Origin of the sequence: Streptomyces smyrnaeus (genome assembly GCF_017676345.1) — a bacterium.
In the GTDB taxonomy this organism is placed as follows: domain Bacteria; phylum Actinomycetota; class Actinomycetes; order Streptomycetales; family Streptomycetaceae; genus Streptomyces; species Streptomyces smyrnaeus.
This window is the reverse complement of the sequence record NZ_JAFFZM010000008.1, coordinates 271212-297921: the sequence shown is the minus strand read 5'-3', so window position 1 is coordinate 297921 and position 26710 is coordinate 271212. Positions and strand designations below refer to the sequence as shown.

17 protein-coding genes are annotated in these 26710 nt (G+C 72.0%); 9 read left to right on the top strand and 8 right to left on the bottom strand.

Annotation, left to right across the window (positions count from 1 at the left end; translation table 11 throughout):
* Nucleotides 1-237: 237 nt before the first annotated feature.
* Nucleotides 238-3183 carry an SARP-family global regulator AfsR gene (gene afsR / locus JW613_RS15820; protein WP_209211446.1) on the bottom strand — a complete coding sequence of 982 codons (2946 nt, stop codon included), beginning with the start codon at nt 3181-3183 and terminating at the stop codon, nt 238-240.
* A 211-nt stretch (nt 3184-3394) separates the two neighbouring features.
* Here afsR and JW613_RS15815 point away from each other — a divergent pair, with 211 nt between their 5' ends.
* Nucleotides 3395-4615, top strand: coding sequence for an amidohydrolase family protein (locus JW613_RS15815; RefSeq protein ID WP_209211445.1), 1221 nt, complete (start codon nt 3395-3397; stop codon nt 4613-4615).
* A 117-nt stretch (nt 4616-4732) separates the two neighbouring features.
* On the opposite strand, the gene JW613_RS15810 is transcribed toward JW613_RS15815, so the two are convergent.
* Genes JW613_RS15810 through JW613_RS15785 form a run of 6 tightly spaced genes read right to left on the bottom strand, consistent with a single transcriptional unit; the run spans nt 4733 to nt 10285 of the window.
* Entirely contained in the window at nt 4733-5974 is a 1242-nt protein-coding gene (locus JW613_RS15810) for a cytochrome P450 family protein (RefSeq protein ID WP_307865913.1), read from the bottom strand.
* The gene (locus JW613_RS15805) at nt 5947-7254 is read right to left on the bottom strand and encodes a cytochrome P450 family protein (RefSeq protein WP_245225713.1); all 1308 of its coding nucleotides are present in this window, start codon (nt 7252-7254) and stop codon (nt 5947-5949) included. The genes JW613_RS15810 and JW613_RS15805 overlap by 28 nt, the downstream gene beginning before the upstream one ends.
* A complete protein-coding gene (locus JW613_RS15800) occupies nt 7251-7859 on the bottom strand; it encodes a GTP-binding protein (RefSeq protein ID WP_209211443.1) in 609 nt (202 codons plus the stop codon). Before JW613_RS15800 ends, JW613_RS15805 begins: the two co-directional genes overlap by 4 nt.
* Nucleotides 7860-7899: 40 nt before the next feature.
* Complete coding sequence (locus JW613_RS15795; protein WP_099881997.1) at nt 7900-8268, bottom strand: DUF742 domain-containing protein; 369 nt, start codon at nt 8266-8268, stop codon at nt 7900-7902.
* Nucleotides 8265-8690, bottom strand: coding sequence for a roadblock/LC7 domain-containing protein (locus JW613_RS15790; RefSeq protein ID WP_099881995.1), 426 nt, complete (start codon nt 8688-8690; stop codon nt 8265-8267). Before JW613_RS15790 ends, JW613_RS15795 begins: the two co-directional genes overlap by 4 nt.
* A complete protein-coding gene (locus JW613_RS15785; protein ID WP_209211442.1) occupies nt 8687-10285 on the bottom strand; it encodes an ATP-binding protein in 1599 nt (532 codons plus the stop codon). The genes JW613_RS15790 and JW613_RS15785 overlap by 4 nt, the downstream gene beginning before the upstream one ends.
* Nucleotides 10286-10650: 365 nt before the next feature.
* Here JW613_RS15785 and JW613_RS15780 point away from each other — a divergent pair, with 365 nt between their 5' ends.
* The 4 genes from JW613_RS15780 to JW613_RS15765 all read left to right on the top strand — a co-directional run bounded on the left by JW613_RS15780 (nt 10651) and on the right by JW613_RS15765 (nt 15721).
* Nucleotides 10651-11613 (top strand): TIGR03619 family F420-dependent LLM class oxidoreductase, encoded by a 963-nt coding sequence (locus JW613_RS15780; protein ID WP_209211441.1) that lies wholly within the window; start codon nt 10651-10653, stop codon nt 11611-11613.
* A 15-nt stretch (nt 11614-11628) separates the two neighbouring features.
* Nucleotides 11629-12480 carry an SDR family NAD(P)-dependent oxidoreductase gene (locus JW613_RS15775; RefSeq protein ID WP_209211440.1) on the top strand — a complete coding sequence of 284 codons (852 nt, stop codon included), beginning with the start codon at nt 11629-11631 and terminating at the stop codon, nt 12478-12480.
* Nucleotides 12481-12786: 306 nt separating this feature from the next.
* Nucleotides 12787-13917: an LLM class flavin-dependent oxidoreductase gene (locus JW613_RS15770; RefSeq protein ID WP_209211439.1), complete on the top strand. Its 1131-nt coding sequence runs from the start codon at nt 12787-12789 to the stop codon at nt 13915-13917.
* 64 nt (nt 13918-13981) lie between these two features.
* Nucleotides 13982-15721, top strand: a complete 1740-nt coding sequence (locus JW613_RS15765; protein WP_209211438.1) for an N-acyl-D-amino-acid deacylase family protein — start codon at nt 13982-13984, stop codon at nt 15719-15721.
* A gap of 50 nt (nt 15722-15771) precedes the next feature.
* On the opposite strand, the gene JW613_RS15760 is transcribed toward JW613_RS15765, so the two are convergent.
* Nucleotides 15772-17250, bottom strand: coding sequence for a CehA/McbA family metallohydrolase (locus JW613_RS15760; RefSeq protein ID WP_209211507.1), 1479 nt, complete (start codon nt 17248-17250; stop codon nt 15772-15774).
* Between the two features lie 183 nt (nt 17251-17433).
* On the opposite strand from JW613_RS15760, the gene JW613_RS15755 reads away from it, so the two are divergent.
* From JW613_RS15755 to JW613_RS15740, 4 genes are all read left to right on the top strand, one after another.
* Nucleotides 17434-18291 (top strand): TIGR03619 family F420-dependent LLM class oxidoreductase, encoded by an 858-nt coding sequence (locus JW613_RS15755; protein ID WP_209211437.1) that lies wholly within the window; start codon nt 17434-17436, stop codon nt 18289-18291.
* Between the two features lie 165 nt (nt 18292-18456).
* The gene (locus JW613_RS15750) at nt 18457-21045 is read left to right on the top strand and encodes a bifunctional FO biosynthesis protein CofGH (protein ID WP_209211436.1); all 2589 of its coding nucleotides are present in this window, start codon (nt 18457-18459) and stop codon (nt 21043-21045) included.
* A gap of 90 nt (nt 21046-21135) precedes the next feature.
* Nucleotides 21136-22269 (top strand): ADP-ribosylglycohydrolase family protein, encoded by a 1134-nt coding sequence (locus JW613_RS15745; protein WP_209211435.1) that lies wholly within the window; start codon nt 21136-21138, stop codon nt 22267-22269.
* A 233-nt stretch (nt 22270-22502) separates the two neighbouring features.
* On the top strand, nt 22503-26675 hold the full coding sequence (locus tag JW613_RS15740; protein ID WP_209211434.1) for a hypothetical protein: 4173 nt from the start codon (nt 22503-22505) through the stop codon (nt 26673-26675).
* The last annotated feature ends 35 nt before the right edge of the window (nt 26676-26710 follow it).

The window sequence follows — 26710 nt, the reverse complement described above, 5'->3', positions numbered from 1 at the left end:
GGGCGTTGGTCGATGACGGCACCCGCCCAGCAGCTCCCCCGATGACCGCCGGGCGGGTGTTACGGCCGCTCACCGTACTGGGGCGGCGGCTCTTCCCCCAGACCCGCCTGCCCCCCGACGCGGCGGATCCATGGCTATGAGCATCGCTGAACGCGATAAACGATTGATGAACGCCTGCTGGTCGACCAGGATCCGGCAGCGCGGCGGCCCACTCACAGGGACGCGCCCGCCTCGAAATCACCTGTCAGGGACCAGCTCCAGCAACTCGCGCACCTCCGCGCCTTCCGGCGAGTCGAGTGCTTCGAAGACCGCGGAGGCTTCCTCCAGGCAGGCTCGGGCGCGGCGGGACTGCCCCAGTTCGAACAGCGCCTTGCCGAGGACGACCAGCACGGTGGCTCTGCGCCACTCGCCTCCGATGACCCGGAGTGCGATGGCCTGCTCCGCGTGGCCGGCGGCCTGCGCGGCGTCACCGGAGAGCAAGTACGCCTCGGCGATGCGGTAGTGGGTGACGCCCTCCCACAGCGACTGGCGGCTGTCGTGGAAGATCCGCCGTGCCTCCATGAGGTGTTGCAGGCCCTCGGAGGTGCGGCCGGCATGGGAGAGCGCGCAGCCGAGCGTGTAGCGGGCGTTCGCCATCCGCAGGGTGCTGTCCATCTCCTGGTAGATCCGCATCCCCTGCACGGCGAGGTCGACGGCGCTCTCGTGCAGGCCCAAGGCGATGTGCACCCGGGAGAGGTTGCACAGTGCGCTGGCTTCGGACGGCCGGTTGCGGTCGGCGCGAAATGCCGCGATGGCCTGTTCGAGGTGGCCCTCGGCGGCGCTGTACTGACCGAGGTAGGTCTTGATGATGCCCAGATCGTTGGGGGCGTAGGAGTTGGCCACCGGATCGTCGGCCTTCCTGCCCAGCTCCTCGGCCCGTACCGCCTCTTCCTCGGCCCGGCGGAAGTTGCCTCCCAGGGCGTGGACATGCGTCAGCATGATGCGTGCCCTGGCGCCTGAGCGGGCGTCGCCCGCCCGTCCGGCGGCGTCCCGCAACGCTGCCGCGGCCTTCTCGTAGCGGAGGGAGTGGATTCCGGAGTCCGCGAGGTCCTTGGTGGCCACCAGCAGATCCGCCGCGGGACCGAGGAGCCGGCCCCCGGCCGCCTGCTCGATCGATGCCATGAGGCATTCGCCCTCGCTGAAGAGCCACTCCAGCGCGGCATCCTGGTCGGCGAACTTCAGGCCGCTGTGCGCGGGCGGGCCGAGGTGGTCGACCGTCCGGTCGCCCGGGTGGTCGGCCGCGAAGACGTGGCGTGCCGTCGCCAGGTAGAAGTCCAGCAGCCGGGCCAGCGCGTCCTCCCGCACCTGAGGCGGCTGCTCCTCCCGCTCCGCGCAGGCGCGGGCGAACAGGCGGACCAGGTCGTGGAAGCGGTAGCGGCGGGGTGCGGCGGACTCCAGGAGGGAGGTGTCGACCAGGGACTCCAGCAGGTCCTCGGTGTCCTCCGGGGCCCGGTCCAGCAGGGCCGCGGCGGCGTCCAGCGAGATGTCGGGGCCCTCGGTGAGGCCCAGCAGTCGGAAGGCGCGGGCCTGTTCGGCGTCGAGCTGGCCGTAGCCCAGTTCGAAGGTGGCAGCCACCGCCTGGTCGCCTGCCTGGAGTTCGTCCAGGCGGCGCCGCTCGTCACCGAGCTTGGCGGCGAGTACGGAGACCGTCCAGGTGCGGCGGGCCGACAGCCGGGCCGCGGCGATGCGGATGGCCAGCGGCAGGAACCCGCAGGCGGCCACCACGTCCATGGCGGCCTCGCGCTCGGAGAGCACCCGCTCCTCGCCCACAATGCGGGTGAACAGGGCGATGGCCTCTTCGGGGCTCATCACATCGAGGTCCACCAGGTGCGCCCCGGCCAGGTCGACCATGCGCACCCGGCTGGTGACCAGCGCAGCGCACCCGGCCGTGCCGGGCAGCAGGGGCCGCACCTGCGCGGCGTCCCGGGCGTTGTCCAGCAGGGCGAGCACCCGGCGGCCGGCCAGCAGCGAGCGGAAGAGCGCGGCGCGGTCCTGGAGGCCGCTGGGTATGTCGGAGTCGGCGACGCCCAGGGCGCGCAGGAACGAGCCGAGGACGGCCTCGGGGTCGGCGGGTGAGGCCCCGGCGCCCTGCAGGTCGACGTAGAGCTGGCCGTCGGGGAAGCGGTCGGCGGCGGCGTGGGCCACGTGGATGGCCAGCGTCGTCTTGCCGACGCCGCCGATGCCCGCGACGGCGGAGACGGCCATCACCGTGCCCTCGGCCTGGGCGAGCTGGTCGCCGAGTTCGGCGACGAAGGATGCCCGGCCGGTGAAGTCGGCCACGGTGGCGGGCAGCTGCGCGGGACGGGTGACGGTGGCGGACGCCGAGGGCGAACGGGTGTCGGACTGGTAGGCCAGCTCGTCGTCGGCCTCCAGGATGCGCTGCTGGAGTTCGGACAGCTCCGGGCGCGGGTCGACGCCGAGCTCGTCGGCGAGCAGCCGCCGGGTGTCGGCGTAGACGGCGAGTGCCTCGGCCTGCCGCCCGCTGCGGTAGAGGGCGAGCATCAGCAGTTCGCGCAGCCGCTCGCGCAGCGGATGCGCGGCGGTGAGCGCGGTCAGTTCGCTGACGGCCTCCGCGTGGCAGCCCACCTGGAGGTCGAGATCGAGCCGCAGCTCCAACAGGCCGAGCCGCCACTCCTCCAGCCGGACGCGCTGGTGTTCGGCGTACGGGCCGGGGATGTGGGCGAGCGGTTCGCCCTCCCATTGTTCGAGAGCCGCGCCGTACAGTTCGCGTGCCTGGGCGCGGTCCCCGCCCGAGGCGGCCTTGTCGGCGCGGACGGCGAGCTCGTGTGCTGTCTCTACGTCGAGTGTCGCTTCCGGGCCGGTGCGAATGGCGTAGCCGCCGGACTCACTGACCAGCAGTTCGGCGTCGGCGCCGAGGGCCTTGCGGATGCGGGAGGCGTAGGTGCGCAGCGCCGCCTTGGCCTGCTCGGGCGGCTCCTCGCCCCAGATGGCGTCGATGAGTTCCTCGGCGGTCGCGGTCCGGCCGCCGCGCAGCAGCAGCGCCGCGAGCAGGGCCTTCTGCTGGGGCGAGCCCAGGGCGAGCGGCTCCTCGCCGCGCCAGGCACGGACGGGACCGAGCACAGCGAAGCGAAACTTGTGCTCCTGGTGCTCCGTCCCCACTCGCGTATGGTCCCCGGCGCCCATTGGTGTGCTCCCCTGCAGATCCGCACTCCTCCGTTCCCCGCAGGGGTCAGTCTGCCTTGTTCATGGCAATTACGTCAGCTCAGGTACCGGCCTCTCTACGAAGCCTTCGCGAATCCGGGTGCGGGCGGTGGACGGGCGAATGCGGAACCGGTGCGGAAGAAGACGCCGCACGAGAGCTGACGGGTCGTCAGGTCGGCGCTACGGTGGCCGCATGGAGACCTTCCCGAAGATCATCTCGGTGGACGACCACACGGTCGAACCCCCGCATGTGTGGCGCGACCGGCTCCCGTCCCGCTACCGCGAGGTCGGCCCCCGCATCGTGAGAGCGCCGCTGAAGGAGATGACCTTCGTCGGCGGGAAGTTCGCGCCGAAGATGGGCGAGCCCGGCGACGACGGCCCGATCGCCGACTGGTGGGTGTACGAGGACCTGCGCCGCCCGCTGACCAGGCTGGACACCGCGGTCGGCTACGACAGGGACGAGGTGAGGCTGGAGGCGATCACCTACGAGCAGATGCGCCCGGGCTCCTACGACGTGGCCGAGCGGCTGGCGGACATGGACGTCAACCACGTCCAGTCGGCGCTGTGCTTCCCCACCTTCCCCCGCTTCTGCGGGCAGACCTTCACCGAGGCCCGGGACCGCGAACTGGGCCTGCTCGGAGTGCGGGCCTACAACGACTGGATGGTGGAGGAGTGGTGCGGCCCCCAGGCGCGAGGCCGCCTCATACCGCTCACCCTCGTACCGCTGTGGGACGCGGAACTGGCCGCCGAGGAGGTACGCCGCAACGCGGCGCGCGGCGTACGCGCCGTCTGCTTCTCGGAGATCCCGCCGCGCCTGGGGCTGCCGTCCATCCACACCGACGCCTGGGACCCCTTCCTGCGGGCCTGCGACGAGACCGGCACCGTGATCGCCATGCACATCGGCTCCTCCAGCAAGATGCCCTCCACCTCGGCGGACGCGCCACCCGCCGTCGGCTCTACCATCACCTTCGCCAACTGCTGCTTCTCGATGGTCGACTGGCTGATGAGCGGGGTCTTCGACCGCTTCCCCCACCTCAAGATCATGTACGCGGAGGGCCAGATCGGCTGGATTCCGTACATCCTGGAGCGAGCCGATGTGGTGTGGGAGGAGAACCGGGGCTGGGGAGGAGTGGCGGACAAGGTGCTGCGCCCGCCCTCCGAGCTGTTCGCCGAGCACATCTACGGCTGCTTCTTCGACGACGCCTTCGGGCTCAGGAACGTGGAGTCCGTCGGTGTGCCCAATGTCCTGTACGAGACCGACTACCCGCACTCGGACTCCACCTGGCCCAGGTCCAAGGAGGTCGGCGAGGCCCAGATGGGTCATCTGCCCGCCGAACTGGTGGAGCGGATCGTCCGCGGCAACGCCATCGACCTGCTGGGGCTGACCCCCGAGGGGCTGTGGGCCGGCCCCTGACCACCGTGCGGCGCAGCGGTGCACCGTTCCAGCGGGGAAGCGGCGGGGAGCGGCTGCCCGGCCCTGTCCTCCGGGCCGCCCGCCCCCCGCCACCTCCGGATCGAGGTGCCGGGCCCCTCAGCCCAGCAGCCGTACCGGCAGCTTCGCGTAGCCGAAGGCGATGGCGGAGGGAACCTGCGCCAGCTCGGCTGCGGGCACCGCCAAGGACAGCTTCGGGAAGCGGTCGAAGAGCGCGGGCAGCGCGGTGCGCGCCTCCATCCGCGCCAGCGGCGCACCCATGCAGAAGTGCACCCCGTGGCCGAAGGCCAGGTGCTCGCCGCCCGGCCGCCGGATGTCGAACTCGGCGGCCCGGTCGCCGTACTTGCCCGGGTCGCGGTTGGCGGAGGCGATGGTGGACAGGATCGCGTCACCCTGCTGGATCGTGGTGCCGTCCGGCAGTTCGATCCGCTCGACGGCGAACCGCAGGGGCAGGTTGGCGATGCTGGGCGCCCAGCGCAGGGTCTCCTCGATCACATCGTCCCAGGAGGCCTCTCCGTCCCGCACCAGTTGCAGTTGGTCGGGATGGCTGAGCAGGGCGTGCACCGCGTTGCCGATGAGGTTGACGGTCGTCTCGTGCCCCGCGCCGATCATCAGCAGCAGGGTGTCCAGCAGCTCCTTCTCGGAGAGCGCGTCGCCCTCCTCGTCCCGCGCAGAGACCAGCACGCTGGTCAGATCCTCGCCCGGCTGCGTGCGCTTGGCCCCGGCCAGCGCGGTGAAGGCCGCATGCATGTCCACCGCGGTCTGCCCGGCCTGCTCGGCCGTCAGCGTGGTGTCCATGATCAGGTCCATCAGCCGCTTCATCTCGGGCCGCTGATCCTCGGGCACACCGAACAGCTCGCAGATGACGTTCATCGGCAGCGGATGGGCGAAACAGGAGCGCAGATCCACCGGCTCGCCGTCGGGTCCGGCCTGGAGCGCCTGCTGTTCGACGGCGTCCAGCAGCTCCGTGGTGATCTTCTCGACCTGCGGCAGCATGGCGGCCGTCCGCCGCGCGGTGAACGCCGGAGCCACCAGTTTGCGCAGCCGTTTGTGGTCCTCGCCGTAGGAGCACAGCATGTTCTCCCGGTCGAGCCAGGTGAGCAGCCAGGTGTCGTGGAACTCGCCGCGCTGCCAGGCGGGCCAGTGCTTGCGCGGGTCCTTGGAGACCCGCGGGTCGCGCAGCAGCTGTTTGAGCACGTCGAACTCGTTGACGTACCAGGCATGGACGCCGGCGGGCAGCTCGACCAGGGTGGCGGCGGAGCCCGTGCCACGGATGAGCTCCGCCTCGCCGTGGATGTCACGGCCGAGCGGATCTAAGCGGACTGTCTGCTGCGCTTCCACGGGGTGCCTCCTGCGGAGTCGGGGCTGACGGGGCTGAACCGTGCGGGCAGCGAGACCAGTCCGCGCTGGAACGGGCCGGGCCGCCATTTCAGCTGGTCGTAGGACACCGTCAGTTCGATGTCCGAGAGCCAGGCTGTGAGACGTTCGATCGCGGTGGTGGCGATGAGCAGGGCGGGCTGCTGCGCGGGGCAGGCGTGCGGTCCCGCCGCCCAGGCCAGGTGCGAGCCGCCGCCGGAGCCGGCGGCCCCGACGCTCTCGCCGGGCGCCGAGCGGCCGTTCTGCGTGGTGGCCGCCGCGTAGGAGACCAGCACCAGCTGTCCGGCGCGCATCCAGACACCGTGGAAGTAGACGTCCCGGCGCGGGTAGTGCGCCGAGTAGTTGGCCATCGGCGGCTCGTTGCTGAGCACGTCGTACAGCGCGTCGCGGGCCGTCAGCGCACCTCCGGAGAGGTTGCCGTAGTAGCGGTCGTCGACGAGCATCCGGCTGAGCGCGTTGCCGATGAGGTTGGACAGCGGCTCGTAGCTGGCGCCCAGCGTCACCACGATCTGGTGGACGACCTCCTCGGCGCTCAGCTCCGCCGGGTGGTCGATGAACCAGGAGGTCAGGTCCTGGCCCCGCTCCCGCTGCTTGAGCTGGGTCAGCTCGGTGATGTAGCGGGTGTAGGCCGCGTCGGCGGCGGCCGCCTGCTCGGGCGTCTCGCTGTCGAACATGCCGGCGATGCCCTCGATCAGCAGCTCACTGCTCTCGTCGGGCAGGCCGAAGACCCGGTTGAAGACGAGCAGCGGCAGCACCCGGGCGAACTGGCCGACCAGGTCGGCCTGGCCGTCCTGGGCGAAGCTCGATATCAGCGAGTCGGCGACCTCCCGCACCAGCTGGCGGAGGTGGTGCGGCTCCAGCCGCTCGAAGCTGTCGTGGATGACCCGGCGGTAGCGGGCGTGTACCTCACCGTCGGTGAACAGTGCGTTGGGCCGCCCGCGCAGCATCGGCATCACCGCCGAGTCCTCCGGCACGCTGTCCAGCCACACGCTGGAGTCCTTCGACCAGGTGGCCGGATCGTGCAGCAGGTCCAGCGCCGCGCGGTAGTCGATCACCAGCATCGCGCCCACCCCGGGGGCGATCTCCACGGGGGCGACGGCACCGTACTTGCGCAGCCGCTCGTAGACGGCGTACGGGTCCGCGGCGAACTCCTCCCCGTACAGCGGGGTGACCTCGTGGTTCGGCCGGGACAGCGGCGGCGGCATCTGACCGGTGTGCTGACCCGGGCCTGGGGTGGTGCTCAAAGGGACTCCTGGGGCTGCTGCTGCGACTGGCTCTGCTGTTGCTGCTTGTCGAGGGCCTCTAGGACATGGCCGACGAGTGCGATCAAGGCGTCCGCCGACTGGTCGCGACTGCGCGCGTCACACACCACCAGCGGCGTCTCCGGCGCGAGATCGAGGTGGTCGCGCAGGGTGTCGGGGTGGTGCTGAGGCGAGTCGGGGAAGGAGTTGACGGCCACCGCGTACCGCAGTCCCGCCTCCTCGATCATGTCCATCACCTCGAAGGAGTCGGCGAGGCGACGGGTGTCGGCCAGTACCAGGGCGCCCAGCGCACCCCGCGCGATGTCCTGCCACAGCGGGCGGAACCGGCGCTGCCCCGGTGTGCCGAACATGTACAGCACCAGGTCCCCCGGCAGGGTCAGCCGGCCGAAGTCGATGGCGACCGTGGTGGTGGTCTTGTCGCGGACCCCGGCCAGATCGTCCACCAGCGCGCCGGTACGCGTCATCACCTCCTCGGTGTGCAGCGGCTGGGTCTCCGACAGGGAGCGGATGAAGGTGGTCTTGCCCACCCCGAACGGCCCCGCGACCAGCAGCTTGACCAGCGTCTGCGGCTTGTCGTCCAGATACATGGAACCTGCCGGCTCCCCGGAGCCGGACGGGGTTTCCGGACTAGGAGGACTTGAGAGTGCGGAGTCCATTGAGAACTTTCTCCAGAATCTGCCGCTCCGGCAGTTCGGCGTCGGGGATCGGGGCGCGGGCCATCAGTCGGCCCGTGTCCACCAGGTCGGCCACCAGGACCTTGACCACACTGACCGGAAGCCGCAGATGCGCGGCGGCCTCGGCGAGCGACAGCGCGCCACCGCGCAGCAGCTCCAACAGCCGGATCTCCTCCGGGCGGAGCCCGGAGACCGTCGAGGGGTCCGCCGCGCCGTGCAGCACGGTGAGGCGGTCGAGGGTGTTGCGGCTGGGCCGGGCTCGTCCGGTCGTCGCCAGATACGCAGGCACCAGGCGCCTGCCGTCACGGGGCGGCGGGGTCATGTGGTCGTGTCGTTCCTCGCCGGGGTGCTCATGGTCTTCGCCCCCAGCGACGCGACCTGTACCTGCATCTGGTGCGTGACCACACCCATGTTCACCTCGGGCCCCGCGAAGACGGCCAGCGTGGTGTTCTCACCCGCGGGGATCGCGAAGACCCAGCCGTGGTCGGACTCCACCACCGTCTGCCGCAGCCGCGCCTCGAACGAACCGGCGAACGCCGCCGTGGTCGTACGCGCGGCCCCCTGGAGCGCGGAGAGCATCGCGGCCACACCCTCGGCCGCGTCCCGCTCCAGGTTGGGCGAGCGTCCCTCGATGAGGCCGTCGCCGGAGATGACGGCCGCGTGGATGACGTGCGGCAACTCCAGGAGCGGACCCAGCACCCATGAGGTGTCGTCCCGGAGTGACCTGCGTGCGGGGATTGTCATTCCTGCGGATTCCCTTCAGCGGAACGGGGATCGGCGTAGTGGTCGTGGTGGACCGCGCTGCCGTGATCGGGGGCCGGGCTCGGTGCCGGCGGCACCTGGGGATGCGTACCCGTCTCTGCGGCCTCGCGGCCCGAGTTGGTGCCGCGCTGGAAGGCCGCCCAGCGCTGTGCGCTCTCCTCCGGCGACGCCTGCGGGGCCTCGGCGGGCCGGGCGGGCGCCGCGCTGTCGCCGCCCGACGCGGGAGCCGACGCCTCGTCCGGGGTGCCCAGCGCCACGTACGGCACCGGGCGCCGGCGTCGGCGGCGCGGCAGCCCGTCCTCGGACAGCTGGTCGTGCGGGTCGTCGGCCGGCCCGGGCCGCGTGGGCTCGCTCGTACGGCCGGCGCCGACGCCCAGCTGGGTGGTGTCGGCCTGCGCGGGCTCGGGCTGGGCCGGGCGCTGTGTGGCGGTGTGACCGGGCAGCGCCGAGGCGACCGGCGCGGCGGAGCTCGCGCTGGCCCGCGGCACCGGGGCCATGGGGGACATCGGCTGCTCCTCCTCGTCGAGCAGCGTCAACAGCGGTTCGCCGGGGATGTGGACGATGGCCCGGACACCGCCGTAGGGGGACGGCTCGACGGACGCGGTGAAGCCGTACTGCTTGGCGAGCTGGCCCACGGTGGCGAAGCCCGTCTTGGGCGGGTCGCCGAGTTCGGTCAGCAGCACGCTGTCCTGGCCCGCCATCATCCGCTGGGCGCGGTCCATCTCCTCGGCATGCATACCGACACCGGCGTCGTCGATGATCACCGAGGCGCCGCGGTTGCCCTGCTGGATCGTTACGGCAACGGGGAGTTCGGGGTGGGAGTAGTGGAGCGCGTTGGCGAGCAGCTCGGTGAGCACCACGGCCGCCGGCTCCACGGCCCGCGCCACCACGCCCACCGGGTCGCGCAGCTGGTTGGTGACCTGGACGCGCTCGTAGCCGCTCAGCCGCGACATCGCGCCGACGACGATGTCACCCAGGTGCGAGTTCTGCCGGGTCAGTCCGGGCCAGGCGCCGCAGACGATCGCGGTGGACTGGATACGGCGCAGCGCCTGCTCGTTGAGGAAGTCGGCGGCCAGCAGGTCCTCGGCCACGAACGGGTCGTCGTAGCGTTCCTGCATCGTCTGCAACCGCGTCTGCAGCTGGTAGAGCAGCGCCTGGATGGTGGTCGTCGCACCGCGCATGGCGGCCTGTGCGGCGCCGTCCACGCGCAGCCGCTCCTTGGTGACGGCGTCGCTGACCTGCTCCAGCACCGTGGTGAGCGCGCGGTCGACCTCCGTGCCCCGGAAGGAGGGGTCGAGCAGGCCGCGCACGGGGACGTTCGGGTGGGCGAGCGCCGCGGTCAGGTCCGGGATGCGGGCGCCCGCCAGGTGCCGCACCTCTGCCTCCGTCGCCTGCGCGCGCCCGGCGAGGGCCGCCTGCTGGCGCAGCGCTTCCTGCAGGTCCTTGTCGGCCGCGGCGGAGCGCTGTCGCAACCGCCTCGTCTCCCGCGTCGAACGCGCCAGCAGGAGGGCGAGTGCCACGGCGGCCGCCGTCCCCACGGACAGGATGACGGTCAGCGCCACCGGTATCTCGGTCATCGGCGTCCTTGAGCGATTGGATTGTCGTGCGGTCTGGCCCAGTCCGCGAAGGATCACGAACTGATCAGGAAACAGCAGTGCCGCCATGTTCCCTCAGTGGCGCTGCGCGCGCAGCCGGATGTGGAATCCGTGCTCCTGGTTGCCGAGAGCAAACGCGCCGCGCGCGGCGCTGAGGCTAACACCTCTGAGTAAGGGTCAGGCCACCCCTACCGGGGCGGGGTGGCCCGCCGAACGGGCGGAAGGCCCTGGCAGGACCGCCTGCTGCCGTACCGGAGTGTGTGATGCCACACAGGGGAGCGGCGGCCGGGCCCGGCGGGGAGTCGACCGCTGCCGCCCTCTTGCCTGACGGCCCGTCAGATATGAGTATGGGTCGCGTGCTGACCTTCCCTACCGGACAGCAGGCCTACGGGATCCAGCTGCCGGTCCAGTCGCAGAGCACCCTCTACGCCGAGCCCTGGGAGGCGGCAGCCGGGCCCGCCGCGCTCCTCGCCGTGGCCCGCGCCGCCGACCGGCACGGATTCGCCTACATCGGCTGCTGCGAGCACGTGGCCGTGCCGCGGAGACTGGCCGGTGCCATGAGCACCGTGTGGTACGACCCCGTGGCCACCCTGTCCTTCCTGGCAGCCGCCACCGAGCGCGTCGCCCTGCTCAGCCATGTCGCCGTCGTCGGCCTGCGGCACCCCCTGGCCACCGCCAAGCAGTACGCCACACTCGACCACCTCTCCGGCGGCCGACTCGTCCTGGGCGTGGGCGCCGGACATGTACGCGAGGAGTTCGAAGCGCTCGGCGCCGACTTCCCCGCCCGGGGCGCCGTACTGGACGAGACCGTCGACGCGCTGAAGGCCGCGCTCGGCGAAGAGGAGTTCCCCGCCTTCTCGGGGGACCGCTACACCTTCGCCGACCTGGGGCAGCGGCCGCGCCCCGCGCAGCGCCCACGACCACCCCTGTGGGTCGGCGGCTCCTCGCCCCGCGCGGTGCGCCGCGCCGCCCTGCGCGGCGACGGCTGGCTGCCGCAGGGCGACCCCCGCGAGGCGCTGCCGTCCAAGATCGACCGCATCCGCCGCCTCCGGGAGGAGGCGGGACTCGCCGAGACCCCCTTCACCGTCGGCGCCATCGCCGAGCCCCTCTATCTGGGGCGGCCCACCTGGGACGTGGGCCGCCGCACCCTGCGCGGTTCCGCCGAGTCGGTGGCCGCCGCGCTGCGCCCCTACCGGGACATGGGCGTCACCCAGCTCCAGCTGCGCTTCCGCTCCCGGTCGCTGGACGAACTGCTGGACCAGATGGCGCTGTTCGCGGCGGAGGCCGCACCCCGGCTGGGAGCGCCGTAGCCCGAGGAGGCAGACATGGGGAAGCTCGACGGCAGGGTCGTCGTGATCAGCGGCGCCGCACGCGGTCAGGGCGCGGAAGAGGCACGGCTGTTCGCCGCCGAGGGCGGCAAGGTGGTGCTCGGCGACGTGCTCGACGACGAGGGCGAACAGGTCGCGGCCGAACTCGGCGCCCACCGCGCCCGCTACGTCCATCTCGACGTACGTGAAGAGGCCGACTGGCAGTCCGCCGCCGACCTCGCCGAAGAGGCTTTCGGCGCGGTGGACGGCCTGATCAACAACGCCGGCATCCTTCGCTTCAACGCGCTGACCACCACGCCGGTCGCCGAGTTCCGCGAGGTGGTCGACGTCAACCAGACCGGCTGCTTCCTGGGTATGAAGACCCTCGCCCCGCGCATCGAGGCGGCAGGCGGCGGCACCGTCGTCAACACGGCCTCGTACGCGGCGATGGCGGGGATGGCCTGTCTGACCGCGTACGCGGCGACCAAGGCGGCGATCGTCGGTATGACCCGGGTGGCGTCGATGGAGCTCGCGAGCCGGGGCATCCGCGTCAACGCCATGTGCCCCGGCGCGATCGACACGGCGATGACGAACCCCGCGAAGGCGGTGGACAGCGGCCTTCGGCTCGACCGCGACGCCGTCCTCGACGCCGACGCCGACGCCGGTGCCGGCAGTGGCAGCGGCAGTGGCGCCGACCGTGACGGCAGCCTCGACGCCTTCTACGCCAAGCTCATCCCGCAGGGCCGGATGGGCCGCCCGGAGGAGGTCGCCAGGCTGGCGCTCTTCCTCAGCTGCGCGGACTCCTCGTATGTGACGGGGCAGCCGTTCGTCGTCGACGGCGGCTGGCTTGCTGGCGTCTCGGTGCTCTGAGGGCGGACCCGTTCGCTCCACTTCGTTGCGGCAGCGCTCCCCACCCGCCGCACTCGGCGTTTGCTCCTTCGCTTGCGGAACGAGGGTGCCGATGTACCGGAGGGTGCCCCGATTTCCGGCAGGAAGACTTCGCAAGTCCTTCAGCATTTCATGATCGTTCCTTCACGTCACCTTCACGTGTGCACCGGCCCGTCCGGGGTCATGGAGGGGTTTCCGTCGTATTGACGGCCTCACCCGGCGGTGCCAGAGTCGGTTCCATCGCAATCTGACGGTACGTCAGAAACAGTCGCCCAAGGAGATGACACCGTGGAGTTCGGGCTCTTTGTTCAGGGGTACGTGCCCGCCGCGCGGGCCCGGACCGATCCGCAGGCCGAGCACAACGCACTGGTCGAGGAGACCGAGTACGTCATCCAGGCCGACAAGTCCGGCTTCAAGTACGCCTGGGCCTCCGAGCACCACTTCCTGGAGGAGTACAGCCATCTGTCGGCCAACGACGTCTTCCTCGGCTACCTCGCGCACGCCACCGACCGCATCCACCTCGGCTCCGGGATCTTCAACCCGCTGCCGCAGGTCAACCACCCGGTCAAGGTGGCGGAGAAGGTCGCCATGCTCGACCACCTGACCGGCGGGCGCTTCGAGTTCGGCTCCGGGCGGGGCGCGGGCTCCCACGAGATCCTCGGGTTCCTGCCGGGAGTCACCGACATGAACCACACCAAGGAGATCTGGGAGGAGACCATCGCCGAGTTCCCCAAGATGTGGCTGCAGGACGAATACCAGGGGTTCCAGGGGCAGCACTGGTCGTTGCCCCCACGCAAGATCCTTCCCAAGCCGTACGGCGGCTCACACCCGGCGATGTGGTACGCGGCCGGTTCGCCCTCCTCGTATGCGATGGCCGCGAAGAAGGGGCTCGGGGTGCTGGGCTTCAGCGTCCAGAAGGTCTCCGACATGGAGTGGGTCCTCGAGTCCTACAAGGGCGCGGTCAAGGATGCCCGGCCCATCGGTGGCTACGTCAACGACAACGTCATGGTGACCTCGACCGCGATCTGCGCCGAGACCACGCAGAAGGCCAAGCAGATCGCCGTCGACGGCGGCCTCAACTACCTGCAGTCGCTTCTCTTCCGCTACCACGACACCTTCCCCCGGCCCCAGGGCATCCCGCAGTGGCCGGAGCTGATCCCCGACTACACCGAGGAAGTCGTCGATCTGCTGATCGCCGAGGAACTGATGATCTGCGGCAACCCCGAAGAAGTGCTGCGCCAGTGCAAGCGCTGGGAACAGGCGGGTGCCGACCAGCTCTCCTTCGGCCTGCCCATCGGTATCCCGTACGAGGACACCATGAACACGATCAAGCTCATCGGCGAGCACGTGATCCCGCAGATCGACACCGACCCGGTGCACCGGACCACCCGCTTCCGCGACGCGGCACGCAACAGCTGACCCGCGCCCCGCAGGCGCCGCGCGCAGCTCGGACGGCAGGACGACCGAAGGAGGACCGCGCAGCATGCTTGACCACCTCATCACGGGCGCCACCGTCGTCGACGGCACCGGCGCCCCCGCCCACCGGGCCGACGTCGGTATCCGGGACGGCCGCATCGCCCACGTCGCCGAACCCGGGACGCTCCACGAGGAGGCCCGCAGCAGCCAGGACGCCACCGGACTGGTCCTCGCCCCCGGGTTCGTCGACCCGCACACCCACTACGACGCCCAGCTGTTCTGGGACCCGTACGCCACCCCCTCCATGAACCACGGCGTCACCACCGTCGCCGGCGGCAACTGCGGCTTCACCCTGGCTCCGCTCAACCCGCAGCGCCCCCAGGACGCCGACTACACACGGCGGATGATGTCCAAGGTGGAGGGCATGTCCCTGGTCGCGCTGGAGGAAGGGGCGCCCTGGAACTGGCACACCTTCGGCGACTACCTGGACGCACTGGAGGGCCGTACCGCCGTCAACGCGGGGTTCATGGTGGGCCACTGCGCGCTGCGGCGGCACGTGATGGGCCCGGACGCCATCGGCGGACAGCCCGACGACGCACAGCTCGCCCGTATGCTGCGGCTCTTCCACGAGGCGATGGAGGCGGGCGCCTGGGGGCTGTCGACCACCCAGTCGTCCACCCACTCCGACGGCGACGGCAACCCCGTCGCCTCCCGGCACGCCGGGCCGGAGGAACTGCTGGCGCTCTCCCGCGCCGTCGCCGACCACGAGGGCACCCAGATCGAGGCCATCGTCGCCGGCTGCCTGGACCAGTTCTCCGACCAGGAGATCGACCTGCTGGCGCGCATGTCGGCGACCGCCGGACGGCCGCTGAACTGGAACGTGCTCACCATCGACGCCGCCGTACCCGAACGGGTGCCACGGCAGCTGGCCGCCAGTGAGCACGCCCGCAAGGAGGGAGGCCGGGTCGTCGCGCTCACCATGCCCATCCTCACCCCCATGAACATGTCGCTGGGCACCTTCTGCGCGCTCAACCTCATCCCCGGCTGGGGCGACATCCTCGGGCTGCCCGTGCCCGAACGCATCGCCACCCTGCGGGACGCCGACGTACGCGCCGAGATGCTGCGCCGCGCCGACAGCAAGGAAGCAGGCGTCTTCCGGCGGCTGGCCCGCTTCGACCGGTACGTCATCGGCGACACCTACGCCCCCGCCAACGAGGGACTGACGGGCCGCGTCGTCGCCGACATCGCCGCCGAACGCGGCCAGGACCCCTTCGCCTGCCTGGTGGACATCTGCGCCGAGGACGACCTGCGTACCGTGCTGTGGCCGATGCCCACCGACAACGATCCGGCGAGCTGGCAGCTGCGCAGGCAGACCTGGGAACACCAGGACGTCATGCTGGGCGGCTCTGACGCCGGTGCCCACCTGGACCGCATGTGCGGCGCGCCGTACACCACGCGCTTTTTGGGCGACTGTCTGCGCGGCCGGAAACTGGTCGGCCTGGAGCACGCCGTGCGGATGCTCACCGACGAACCGGCCCGGCTGTTCGGACTGCGCGAGCGCGGCCGGGTGCGCGAGGGCTGGCACGCGGACCTGGTGCTCTTCGACCCGGAACGCATCGACGCGGGCCAGGCCAGACTCGTCCACGACCTGCCCGGCGACAGCCCCCGGCTCGACTCGCGCGCGGTGGGCATCGTCGGCGTATGGGTCAACGGTGTGGAGACCATCCGCGACGACAGGGTGACCGGTGCCGTCCCCGGCAAGATCCTGCGCTCGGGCCGCGACACGGAGACGGTCGGCACGCGGTAGCCCGCCCGGGGCGGGCCCCCGCTGCCACCACCCTCACCGACGCCGCGGCCTCACTCCCACTCGTCGCCCAGCCGGACGGGGTTCGTCATGGCCGCCATGGCGCCGGGCAGCCCGGCGCCCTCCTGCGCGGGGTGGCGTACCTCGGCCCGCACATACCGGGCCTGCGAGGGAGTCGTCCGCCAGGTGAGCCTCGGACCGGTGCCGGTGCGCATGGTGCCCTGGTCCGTGATCAGCTCCAGCGTGGCGCCCTTCGGAGCGCCGCGTACGGTGAGGGTGACGTCCACCGAGGTGTCGGGCCGGGCCCGCAGCGTCTCCCCGAGCGTCGCGTGTCCGCCGCCGGGGGTGGTGGCCCGCAGCTCGACGGAGATCTTCGAGGACTCGGCCAGATACGACCGCCCCGCCCGGATCCCCTCCAGCAGCGGGCCGCGCTCCAGAGCGTCCGCGTGGACGACGGTCTGCGGCGCACCCACGTCCTGCCCCTCGCGGTGCGCGTCGCTGTTCCCCATGGCGGGCAGCCACCCCTCGCGGCTGACGAGCATGTTGTCCCAGGCGGCCAGCGCGAGCTCGTCGTCGGCCGTCCACGGCCCGTTCCACACCTCGACCGCGTCCGCGTGGTCGTAGCCGAACTTCCACCGGCACCCCACGAACGGGCAGTTCGGATGCGCCGGTACCACCAGGCCGCCCGCCCGGTGGACGGCCCGCGCGAACCGCGGGTAGGCGTCGTCGGTGGCCCGGTAGCGCCAGTCGAGGAAGGTGCCAGGGTCGGTGCCGAGCGCGAGGTAGTGGCCGTTGCGGGTGGTGATCTCCTCGCCGCACAGCACCAGCAGGTCGTCTCCCCACAACCCCTGCCAGGCGGCGTGCCCGGAGGTGGTGTTGTGCTCCGTGGTGGTCAGGAAGTCCAGCCCGGCGGCGCGCGCCGCTGCCGCCACCTCCTCCGGCGTACGGCGCCCGTCCGAGTGCACCGTGTGCAGATGGCAGTCGCCCCGGTACCAGGTCCGGCCCCGCCCCTTGGCACGCTCCGGCGGGTACTCCGGCCGCGGGGTCCGACCCGGCTCACCGTGCCGCAGCGTGACCGTCACCTCGTAGTCCATGCCCTGCGGCGCCACCGTGTAGGGACCGAGCACCACATGCCAGGTGCCCGCCCGCACCGGGCCGGCCAGATAGCCGGGGGTCGCCTTCTGCGCGCTGATCACGAAGGAGTCCCGGAAACCGCCGGACCAGCCGCGGAATCCGCGTCCCCCCAGCGCCGTGCCGCGCTGGTCGAAGATGCCGATGTCCAGCGCGTTGCCGGGCGTGCCCTGCGGCACGTCCGGCTTGTCGTAGCGGTAGGAGACCGCGATCTCGCGCACCCCCTCGGGAATCTTGATCGGCAGGTACACGAAGTCGGGTGCACCGGGCGGCAGGTGCCCGCGCAAGGTCAGCTGCGCTGTCGCACCGTCCTCGGCGCGGGCGAAGCCGGCTTGGGAGAGTGTCACTGCTGTCGCGGCCCCGGCAGCGAGAGAGAGCCGCAGCGCGTCGCGTCTGCCCATGGGAGTGTCCGTCGGGGTGTCCATGGGGGAGTTGTACGCGCGGTCGGTGAGAGGGAGAAGTCCCCGCGGTGGCGTGTGGGCCAACTGCCGCGCCGCTCGCGAAGGCGCCGCATCAAAAGGCGCCGCCCCTGAAGGCGCCGCGTGGCCATGGAGTTCCCCACCCGGCGCGGGCACAGTGACCGCATGCGGATCTCGACGACAGTCATGCTCACCGACGAGACCATTGTGCCCGCCCGGCTCGCCAGCGCGCTGGAAGAGCGCGGCTTCGGCGGTCTGTATCTGCCCGAGCACACCCATATCCCGGTCAGCAGGCGGACACCGGCCCCGATGGGCGGACCCGCCCCGGCCGACGGCCGGGAGGTGCCCTTGTTACCCCGCCCCTACGGGCGCACCCTGGACCCGATGGTGGCCCTGGCCGCCGCCGCGACCGTCACCGAACGGCTCGCGTTGGGCACCAGCGTCACGCTGGTCGCCCAGCACGATCCCATCGTGCTGGCCAAGCAGATCGCCACCCTGGATCGGATGTGCGGCGGCCGGTTCACGCTGGGCGTGGGCTTCGGGTGGAACGTGGAGGAGGCCGCCGACCACAACGTCACCTGGCGCCGCCGCCGCGACCTGGTACGCGAGCGCATCGCCTTGATGCGGGCCCTTTGGGCGCCGGTGCCCACGGCCTACGAGGGCGAGTTCGGCTCCGTACGCGCCTCGCTGGCGCACCCCAAACCGGTGCGCCCCGGCGGCCCCCGCCTGCTGGTGGGCGGAGCCGCGGGCCCCACCCTCTTCGCCCACGTCGCCGAGTACGCGGACGGCTGGCTGCCGATCGGCGGCAGCGGCCTCAAGGACGCCCTCACCCCTCTCCACGACGCCTGGCGCTCGGCGGGCCGGTCGGGCGCTCCGGCCGTCGTCCCCGCCTATGTCCTCCCGTCCCCGGGCAAACTGCGGCACTACCGCGACCTGGGCGCCGAGGAGGTCCTGTTGCAGCTGCCCTCCGGCACCGAACCGGAGGTCCTGCGCACCCTGGACGACTACGCGCGGTACCTGTGAGGCGTGCACAGACAGGCGGTGGGCGGTCGTCCGCGGTGCGGTCGTCCGCCGAGCGGCCGAGCACCTGCTGGACTCAGTCCGGGAGCAGGAGGGCCCGAGCGCCGGCCGGCTGGGCGGCCACCCCGCGCCACCTGCGCCGTCCGTGTCGAGGGCTACGCTCGGGGGATGACCTCACACGGACAGACGCCGACGGCCAACGCGATGCGGCGAGCCCTCAAGCGGGCGCGGGACGGGGTCGCGCTCGATGTGACGGAAGCCGCTGTGCTGCTCCAGGCGCGGGGCGAGGACCTGGCGGACCTCACCGCGTCGGCGGCCCGCGTCAGAGACGCGGGTCTGGCCGCTGCTGGGCGGCCCGGTGTCATCACGTACTCCAAGAGCGTCTTCCTGCCCCTCACCCGGCTGTGCCGCGACAAGTGCCACTACTGCACCTTCGTGACCGTGCCCGGCAAGCTGCGGCGTGAGGGACACGGGATGTACATGTCGATGGACGAAGTCCTCGACATCGCCCGCCGGGGGGCCGAGCTCGGCTGCAAGGAAGCCTTGATCACCCTCGGCGACAAGCCGGAGGACCGCTGGCCCGAGGCCCGTGCCTGGCTCGAAGCGGAGGGCTACGACGACACGCTCGCCTACGTCCGCGCCGTGGCCATCCGCATCCTGGAGGAGACCGGCCTGCTGCCGCACCTCAACCCCGGGGTGCTGTCGTGGACGGACTTCCAGCGGCTCAAGCCCGTCGCACCCTCCATGGGCATGATGCTGGAGACCACCGCCGAACGGCTGTGGAGCGAGCCGGGCGGCCCGCACCACGGCTCGCCCGACAAGGAGCCCGCGGTCCGGCTGCGGGTGCTGGAGGACGCCGGCCGCTCCAACGTCCCGTTCACCAGCGGGCTGCTCATCGGCATCGGGGAGACGCACGAGGAGCGTGCCGAGTCGCTGTTCGCGCTGCGCCGTGTGCAGCGTGCGTACCACGGCATCCAGGAGCTGATCATCCAGAACTTCCGCGCCAAGCCGGACACGGCGATGCGCGGTATGCCCGACGCCGAACTGGACGACCTGGTGGCGACCGTCGCCGTGGCGCGGCACATCATGGGCCCGTCCGGCTGCCTCCAGGCGCCGCCGAACCTGGTGGACGCCGAGTACGCGCGGCTGATCGGGGCGGGCATCGACGACTGGGGCGGCGTCTCCCCGCTCACCCCGGACCACGTCAACCCCGAGCGCCCCTGGCCGCACATCGACGAGCTGGCCGACAAGAGCGCGGCGGCCGGGTTCGAGCTGCGCGAACGCCTCGCCGTCTACCCCGAGTTCGTCCGGCGCGGCGAGCCGTGGCTGGACCCGCGCGTCCTGCCGCACGTACAGGCGCTGGCCGACCCGGACACGGGGCTGGCACGTACCGACGTACGCCCCGAGGGGCTGCCCTGGCAGGAGCCGGACGAGGGCTTCACCCCCATGGGCCGCACCGATCTGCACCGCACCATCGACACCGAGGGCCGCAGCGCCGACCGGCGGGACGACTTCGACGAGGTGTACGGCGACTGGCAGGAGCTGCGCGAGCGCGCCGCACCCGGGATGGCGCCCCAGCGCGTCGACTCCGATGTGCGGGAGGCCCTGGGCCAGGCCGCCGACGACCCGACCGGGCTCACCGACGAACAGGCCCTCGCCCTGCTGCACGCCGACGGGCCCGCGCTGGACGCGCTGTGCCGCACGGCGGACGACGTACGCCGTGACGCGGTCGGCGACGAGGTGACGTACATCGTCACCCGCAACATCAACTTCACCAACGTCTGCTACACCGGCTGCCGCTTCTGCGCCTTCGCGCAGCGCCGTACGGACGCCGACGCCTTCACGCTCTCCCTGGAGCAGGTCGCCGAACGGGCCCAGCAGGCGTGGGACGTGGGAGCGGTCGAGGTGTGCATGCAGGGCGGTATCCACCCCGATCTGCCGGGCACCGCCTACTTCGACATCGCACGAGCCGTCAAGGAACGCGTACCGGGCATCCATGTGCACGCTTTCTCCCCCATGGAGGTGGTCAACGGCGCCACCCGCACCGGCATGTCCATCCGCGAGTGGCTGACCGCCGCCAAGGAGGCCGGGCTGGACTCCATCCCGGGCACGGCGGCCGAGATCCTGGACGACGAGGTCCGCTGGATCCTCACCAAGGGCAAGCTCCCGACGGCCACCTGGGTCGAGGTCGTCAAGACGGCGCACGAGGTGGGTCTGGGCTCGACCTCCACGATGATGTACGGCCACGTGGACCAGCCCCGCCACTGGCTGGGCCATCTGCGGCTGCTGGCCGACATCCAGCGGTCGGCCCAGGAGAAGGGGGTGCCCGGCTTCAGCGAGTTCGTGACGCTGCCCTTCATCCACACCAACGCGCCCGTCTACCTCGCCGGTATCGCCCGCCCGGGGCCGACCGCGCGCGAGAACCGCGCCGTCACCGCCATGGCGCGGCTGCTGCTCCACCCCTGGATCCCCAACATCCAGACGAGCTGGGTCAAGCTGGGCACCGAAGGGGCTGCCGAGATGCTCCGCTCCGGCGCCAACGACCTGGGCGGCACCCTCATGGAGGAGACGATCTCCCGCATGGCGGGCTCCTCCTACGGCTCCTACCGGTCCATCAAGGACCTGGTCGCCATCGCCGAAGCGGCGGGCCGTCCCGCCCGTCCCCGTACGACCCGATACGGCGAGGTGCCGCCGGAGCGGGTCGAGGCGGCCCACGCCTCGGACGGTCATCTGCCGGACCTGCTGCCGGTGGTGTGACGCCGGACGGCTCCCGCACTCCCCCCTCCGCCCGGCCGGATCTTTACTACAGTGCGGGAGCCACAAGGAGGCGAGGAAGGGCAGCGAATCGTGACAGGTGCGGGTGGCGGGGACGGTGCCCCGACGGCCATATGGGGGCGTGCCGAGCAGCAGGACTTCCGCAGCAGGGTGCGCGGCTGCCTGCTGGGCGGTGCGATCGGTGACGCGCTCGGTGCGGGCGTCGAGTTCGACTCGCTGGCCGCCATCCGGGAGAAGTGGGGCCCGCAGGGTGTCACCGACTATGTGCCCGCGTACGGCCGCAGGGGCGCGGTCACCGACGACACCCAGATGACGCTGTTCACCGTGGACGGCCTCATCCGCGCCCATGTACGCCGCGACACCGGCGCCTGGCACCCGCCCACCGACGTGCACGCCGCCTACCGCCGCTGGGCGACCACCCAGCGGGACTGGGGCCCCGACGAGCGCCGGGAGAACGACGGCTGGCTCGCCCGCGAGGAGTGGCTCTACGCCCGCCGCGCTCCCGGCAACGCCTGCCTCAGCGGACTGGCGGATCCCCGTATGGGCACCCTGGAGCAGCCCAAGAACGCCGACTCCAAAGGCTGCGGCACAGTGATGCGCTCGGCGCCGTTCGGGCTGCTGGTGGGCTGGGAGCCCGGACTGGTCTTCCAACTGGCTGTCGAGTGCGCCGCACAGACACACGGCCACCCCACCGGCTGTCTGGCTGCCGGCGCGTTCGCCGCGATCGTCCACACGCTCGCCCGCGGCGACGACCTGGACACCGCCGTGCAGCGCGCCCTGGTGCACCTGTCGGCCCGTCCGGGGCACCAGGAGACGACCGACGCGCTCAAGCGGGCCCTGGGCGCCGTCCGCCAGGGCATGCCGTCACCGGATCGGGTGGCGGCGCTGGGGGAGGGCTGGACGGCCGAGGAGGCGCTGTCCATCGGCGTCTACTGCGCGCTGGTCGCCGAGGACGTCCGGCACGGCCTGCTGCTGGCCGTCAACCACAGCGGGGACAGCGACTCGACCGGCTCGGTCTGCGGCAACCTGCTGGGCGCCATGCACGGTGAGACAGCGCTTCCGCCCGGCTGGGTGGCCGAGTTGGAGGGCCGCGCCACGATCCTGGAGCTGGCCGACGACTTCGCGATGGAGATGACGCAGGGTCCCGCGCTGCACGGCCCCGGCACGGCCTCCCCCGCCTGGCTGGCCCGCTACCCGCGGGCGTGAGCGCAGCCCCCCCCCCGGGCGGGGTACGCGAGATCGTCGCTCGACGCTCGTCGCCGGGCAAGCCCTGGCCCGCACCGGGGTTTTCCACAGGGCTCCGCGGCTGTCGGTGGCCGCGCATAAGGTGTTTTGCAAGATCCCCGCACGGCAGATCGCCCAGGGAACAGCTGTGCCATGGCGGCAGCGGTCCGTGCGGGGACGAACGGGGCAACGGGGACGACGGAAGGCAGCAACCCATGGCCGCGAGCGTGGAGAAGGACGGCTACACGGCCGAGTTGACGGAGGACGGCCTGGAGGTGGTCTACCGCAACCCGAAGGGCCGCAAGCTGAAGACGGTCCCGGCCCAGCTCGCCGGCGACCCCGGGCTGATCTCACTGATCGCCATGGGAAAGGTGCTGCGCGCACACCGTAAGGCGTGCCAGGGGTACGCGCAGGCGTGGGCCGAAGCGGGAGCAGGCGCCCCGCGCGCACTGGTCGAGGTCGACCCGGAGTGGTGGAGCGCGCTGGAGGACGCCGGCGTGCCGCTGACCGAGGAGCGCGGCGAGGACGGCCTGTTCGCCCGCACCTACGCGGGCCCGCACGGCCTCACCCTGACCCAGCTCCTGCCCGAGGACGTGGTCCCCTACCGCGATCTGCTGATGCGCGAGGACGGCTGGCTGCCGGAGGGCCTCTTCACCACCGGCATTCCGGACGGGGCACCGGATCACGAGAGGCGGCTGCCGTTCCCCGAGCGGGTGCTGGCGGCCCACCCGCAGCAGCAGCGCCTCGCCCTGGAGAAGATTCGCGCTCTCCAGCACGAGACCGTGGACTGGGAGTACGTCTTCAAGAAGGACATGGACCGCGTGCTGGCCGGGCTGGAGGAGACCGCACCCGCGCTGGCGGTCACACTGCTGGACGAGATGGCCGACTTCGCCCTCCAAAAGGGCAGCGAGGCCGAGGCGGCAGCCTGGTTCGGCCGGGCCCGCAAGACGGAGCGCAACCTCGGCCGCACGCCCGACCACGCCTGGCTGCACTCCCGCCTGCTGCGCTACGCCGAGGCAGGAGCACTCTCCGCGACCGTGCTGCGTGCGTGGGTGAACGAACTGGCCTCCCGGGGCAGCGGATCAGGCGAGCACCTGGCCCGCTTCCGCGAGGTGGTGCGGGCCAGGCGCCGCGGTCACGGCGAACTCCACCCGCAGCTGGCGGCCGACATCCGCAAGCTCGCCAAGGCGGCCGGGCAGGACCCGGAAGAAGAGCTGGCCACCATGATGGCGGAGCTGATCGAGGACGGCGCGCTCTCGCTCGACGACACCGAGTTCTGGACCCGCTGCTGCAAGGGCCGTGCCATCGACATACTGGTCGAGCGGTGCGCGGAGACCGTACGCGAAGCCGTCCTGCGGCTGCGCCCCCGCGGCTACGCCTCAGGGGGACGGGCCGAGGTGTGGCGCAGCCTGCTGGAGCGCACCGGAGCACTGGCCCAGCTCACCGGGGAGCTCCCCGGACTTGAGCGGGGAGCGACCGCCGCCTGGCTGACCGACTGCGTCAACACGGCGCCGGTCCGGGACAGCGGCCCGTGGCCGATGGTGTACGAGCTGGCCGAGCGCGTCGCCCCGAGGGCAGCCGCCGACGGCGTCCCGGTCGAGTTCCGGCACTGGACGTACCGCGACTGGAGAGAGCGCAAGCGCATCCCCCTCGACCTGATGGACCTGCTCCTGGAGCACGGCGTCCCGGTCAGCGACCCACCGGAACGGCTGGCCACGGCGCGCCCGTACGACCTGCTGGTCTCGCGCCGCCCCGAGCTGCGCCACCTGCTGGCCGACGCGCGCTTCGAGAGCGAGGTGCGAGCGTGGATGCGCGCCGACCTCGATATGACGGTGGAAGGCGACAAGGCCGCCGACGCGATGTCGTCCAACCGCTGGTACAACCCGCACCAGACCAAGGGCTGGGGCAGGCTCGACCACCTGTACACCACCTGGGTCGGCCACGAGGAACTGCGAGCCTGGTGCGCGCGCGAGCGGGCGCTGCTGCGCGCCGGGGTCGATTTCGACGGACTGGTGCTGGTCCTCGGCCGGTTCGTCCACGTCGGGGGAGCGGTCGACCAACTGCTCCAGGACCCCGAGGCGGCCCGCGAGTTCGCCGCGGTCGACGTCATCGGGCTGCTGATGCGCGAACTGCCGCCTCAGCTGGACCGCGAACGGGTCGAGAAGATCGTCGCCAAGGTGAAGCCCGAACACCTCAGCCCGGGCGACGGAGCACGAGGCGACAACTTCGTCCTGCTCCGCGACGAACTGCCCGAGCTCGCCCAGGGCGCCACCTGGCAGGAGGCGGGCCTGAGCTTCCACCGGGTCACCCACCTGCTGGTGATGGCCGCCAACTGCCTCGAAGGCCAGGCCCGCCTGGTGCGCCGCTTCACCCCGGACGCCGAGCGGGTCCCCGCCCCGGCGCCCGCCCCGGAAGAGGACACCTCCTGGCGGTCCCTCGCCCAACGGCTGATGCGGCTGGCGGTCTCCGACACCCCGCCCTGGGACGGCGACCTCCGCAAGGGCAGCCAGGAGCGGGACCACGCCTGGCAGCGGTTCAGGGTCGGGCCCGTCCACGGGTACGCTCTGGTGGAGGCCCTGCGCGCCGCGACGGGCCTCACCCGCGACGCGTCCAGGACGGTGGCCGAACTGGCCCAGTACGCGGACTGCCCCTTCGCCTCGGGGGAGTGGCGGATCGTGGAGTACACGCTGCCCACCGCGACGATGCGGCAGTTGCCCGCGCTGTACACCTGGCCGATCCGCACCGGGGCCTCGGCTGCCCTGGTTCTCCAGGAGCGCAGAACCGGGTCGGTGGCCCGGGAACCGGTTCCGCTGCGGGTGCTGGAGTACGCACCCGGTGGCGACTTCCCGGCGGTCGGCCCGCTCGCCGCCGCGGGCCTCGAACCGGTCAGGGCCGATGTGCTGGAGCCCGCGCGTCCCGGCAGCTGGTTCACGCGCTTCGCTCAGTCGTACCAGCAGCACGGCCCGGCCCCCGCACGCCCGGAACTGGCCGCCGACTTCGCCGGACGGCTCGGCCTCTCACACCCCGAGGCGGTGGTCCTGCTGCGTGGAGTGCTGCCCTGCGCTCCGCACCAGGGCGTCGCACAGAGCCTCCTTTCGACCACGGGCTCCTATGGCATCAAGAGCTGGGAGGTGACGGAGAAGGAGTATGAGAGAGCCCTGGACGGGCTCCACCACTTCCTCACCCCCAAACAACTCTCGGCGCTCTACGACAGGCTGCTGCCGGACGCCCCCGAGCTGCTGTGGACCCAAGGTCCGGACGTGCCGCGCGCCGCCGAGTGGTGGCTCAGCGAGATCGGCAGGCCGCTGCCCACACCGTCCGCGCTGACGACACCGGTGCACAAGGAAGTCGCCGCGCCCACGGGGGAGTCGGCACCACCACGCCGCCGGCCCGAGAGCGAGACCCACACCTCCGACTCCACCGGCCGGCTGTGGTGGCCGCCACTGCGGCGCTCCGCACTCCTGGGCCGGCTCGCCGCCGGCGCCGACTGCCTCGCGCCCGGCGTACCGCTGAGCCCCGAGCCCGAACTGCTGGCGCTGCCCCGCCTCGCCGCCTGGGCGGCCTACCGCACGCCCGCGGGCGATCCGCTGCGCCCGACTCTCGGAGCGGCCATCTCCCGGCTGCGCCAGGAACTGGCGGCGGGACCCGGCCCGCTGCGGGTCTTCTCCCTGCAGAGCAATCATCTGATGGGCGCCCCGCCGGCCACCGACGCACTCACCGCGCACCCGGCCGTGACGGTGGTGGAGGACAAGACCCACGAAGTCCGCCATGTGTCCGTGGACCCGGACCAGCTGTCGGGCGCGAACGATCCGGTGCTCGAAGCGCTGGACACCTACCTGGACTCCGTCCTGCCCTCCCAGTGGCTCCCCACTCCCTCGGGCCTGCCGGCGCTGGCGGACCTGCGGCTGCTGCTCAGCGAGGACTTCGCCGCGCTGGGCGCCCATCTGGCAGCTGACGCGGAGCTGCCCCCCGGCTGGGAGCAGTACCCGGTCCGCTCGGTCCCGCAGTTGGTGGCCCGCTTTGCGGAGCAGCATGGCCTGAGCGAGGACGCGGCGGCGCTCCAGCTGATGCTGCTGGCCCTCCCGGATCCCACGGACCGCCGGGTGAAGGCGTGGACGGGCTGGAAGCCCGCCCGCTTCAAGGAGGCGGCAGCGGAGCTCGCCGCGACCCCGCTGGTGCTCCTGGCCACCCGCCCCCGAGCAGGCCGCAGCCTGTTCGTGCCCGGCCTCTGGCACGAGCGCACCTCACCCCGGCTGCCCCTGGAGGCCCCCAAGCTGCCTCACCTCCCACAAGCCGCGAACCACCGGTCCACCAGCCACCTTGCGGTCGTCCCCTCGATGCCTGTACCCCTGCTGTTCGAGCGGCGGTTGGACGGGTTGTCCGGGTAGGGGTTGCCCCTGCGGGTCGCTTGCGGGCTGCGGTC

Coding starts and splice junctions, on each gene's coding strand:
- JW613_RS15815 (WP_209211445.1), top strand. CDS start 3,395: ATGGAGACCTTCCCGAAGATCATCTCGGTGGACGACCACACGGTCGAA.
- JW613_RS15750 (WP_209211436.1), top strand. CDS start 18,457: ATGACCTCACACGGACAGACGCCGACGGCCAACGCGATGCGGCGAGCC.
- JW613_RS15800 (WP_209211443.1), bottom strand. CDS start 7,859: ATGTATCTGGACGACAAGCCGCAGACGCTGGTCAAGCTGCTGGTCGCG.
- JW613_RS15755 (WP_209211437.1), top strand. CDS start 17,434: ATGCGGATCTCGACGACAGTCATGCTCACCGACGAGACCATTGTGCCC.
- JW613_RS15760 (WP_209211507.1), bottom strand. CDS start 17,250: ATGGGCAGACGCGACGCGCTGCGGCTCTCTCTCGCTGCCGGGGCCGCG.
- JW613_RS15740 (WP_209211434.1), top strand. CDS start 22,503: ATGGCCGCGAGCGTGGAGAAGGACGGCTACACGGCCGAGTTGACGGAG.
- JW613_RS15780 (WP_209211441.1), top strand. CDS start 10,651: ATGGGTCGCGTGCTGACCTTCCCTACCGGACAGCAGGCCTACGGGATC.
- JW613_RS15790 (WP_099881995.1), bottom strand. CDS start 8,690: ATGACAATCCCCGCACGCAGGTCACTCCGGGACGACACCTCATGGGTG.
- JW613_RS15795 (WP_099881997.1), bottom strand. CDS start 8,268: ATGACCCCGCCGCCCCGTGACGGCAGGCGCCTGGTGCCTGCGTATCTG.
- JW613_RS15775 (WP_209211440.1), top strand. CDS start 11,629: ATGGGGAAGCTCGACGGCAGGGTCGTCGTGATCAGCGGCGCCGCACGC.
- JW613_RS15785 (WP_209211442.1), bottom strand. CDS start 10,285: ATGACCGAGATACCGGTGGCGCTGACCGTCATCCTGTCCGTGGGGACG.
- JW613_RS15765 (WP_209211438.1), top strand. CDS start 13,982: ATGCTTGACCACCTCATCACGGGCGCCACCGTCGTCGACGGCACCGGC.
- afsR (WP_209211446.1), bottom strand. CDS start 3,183: ATGGGCGCCGGGGACCATACGCGAGTGGGGACGGAGCACCAGGAGCAC.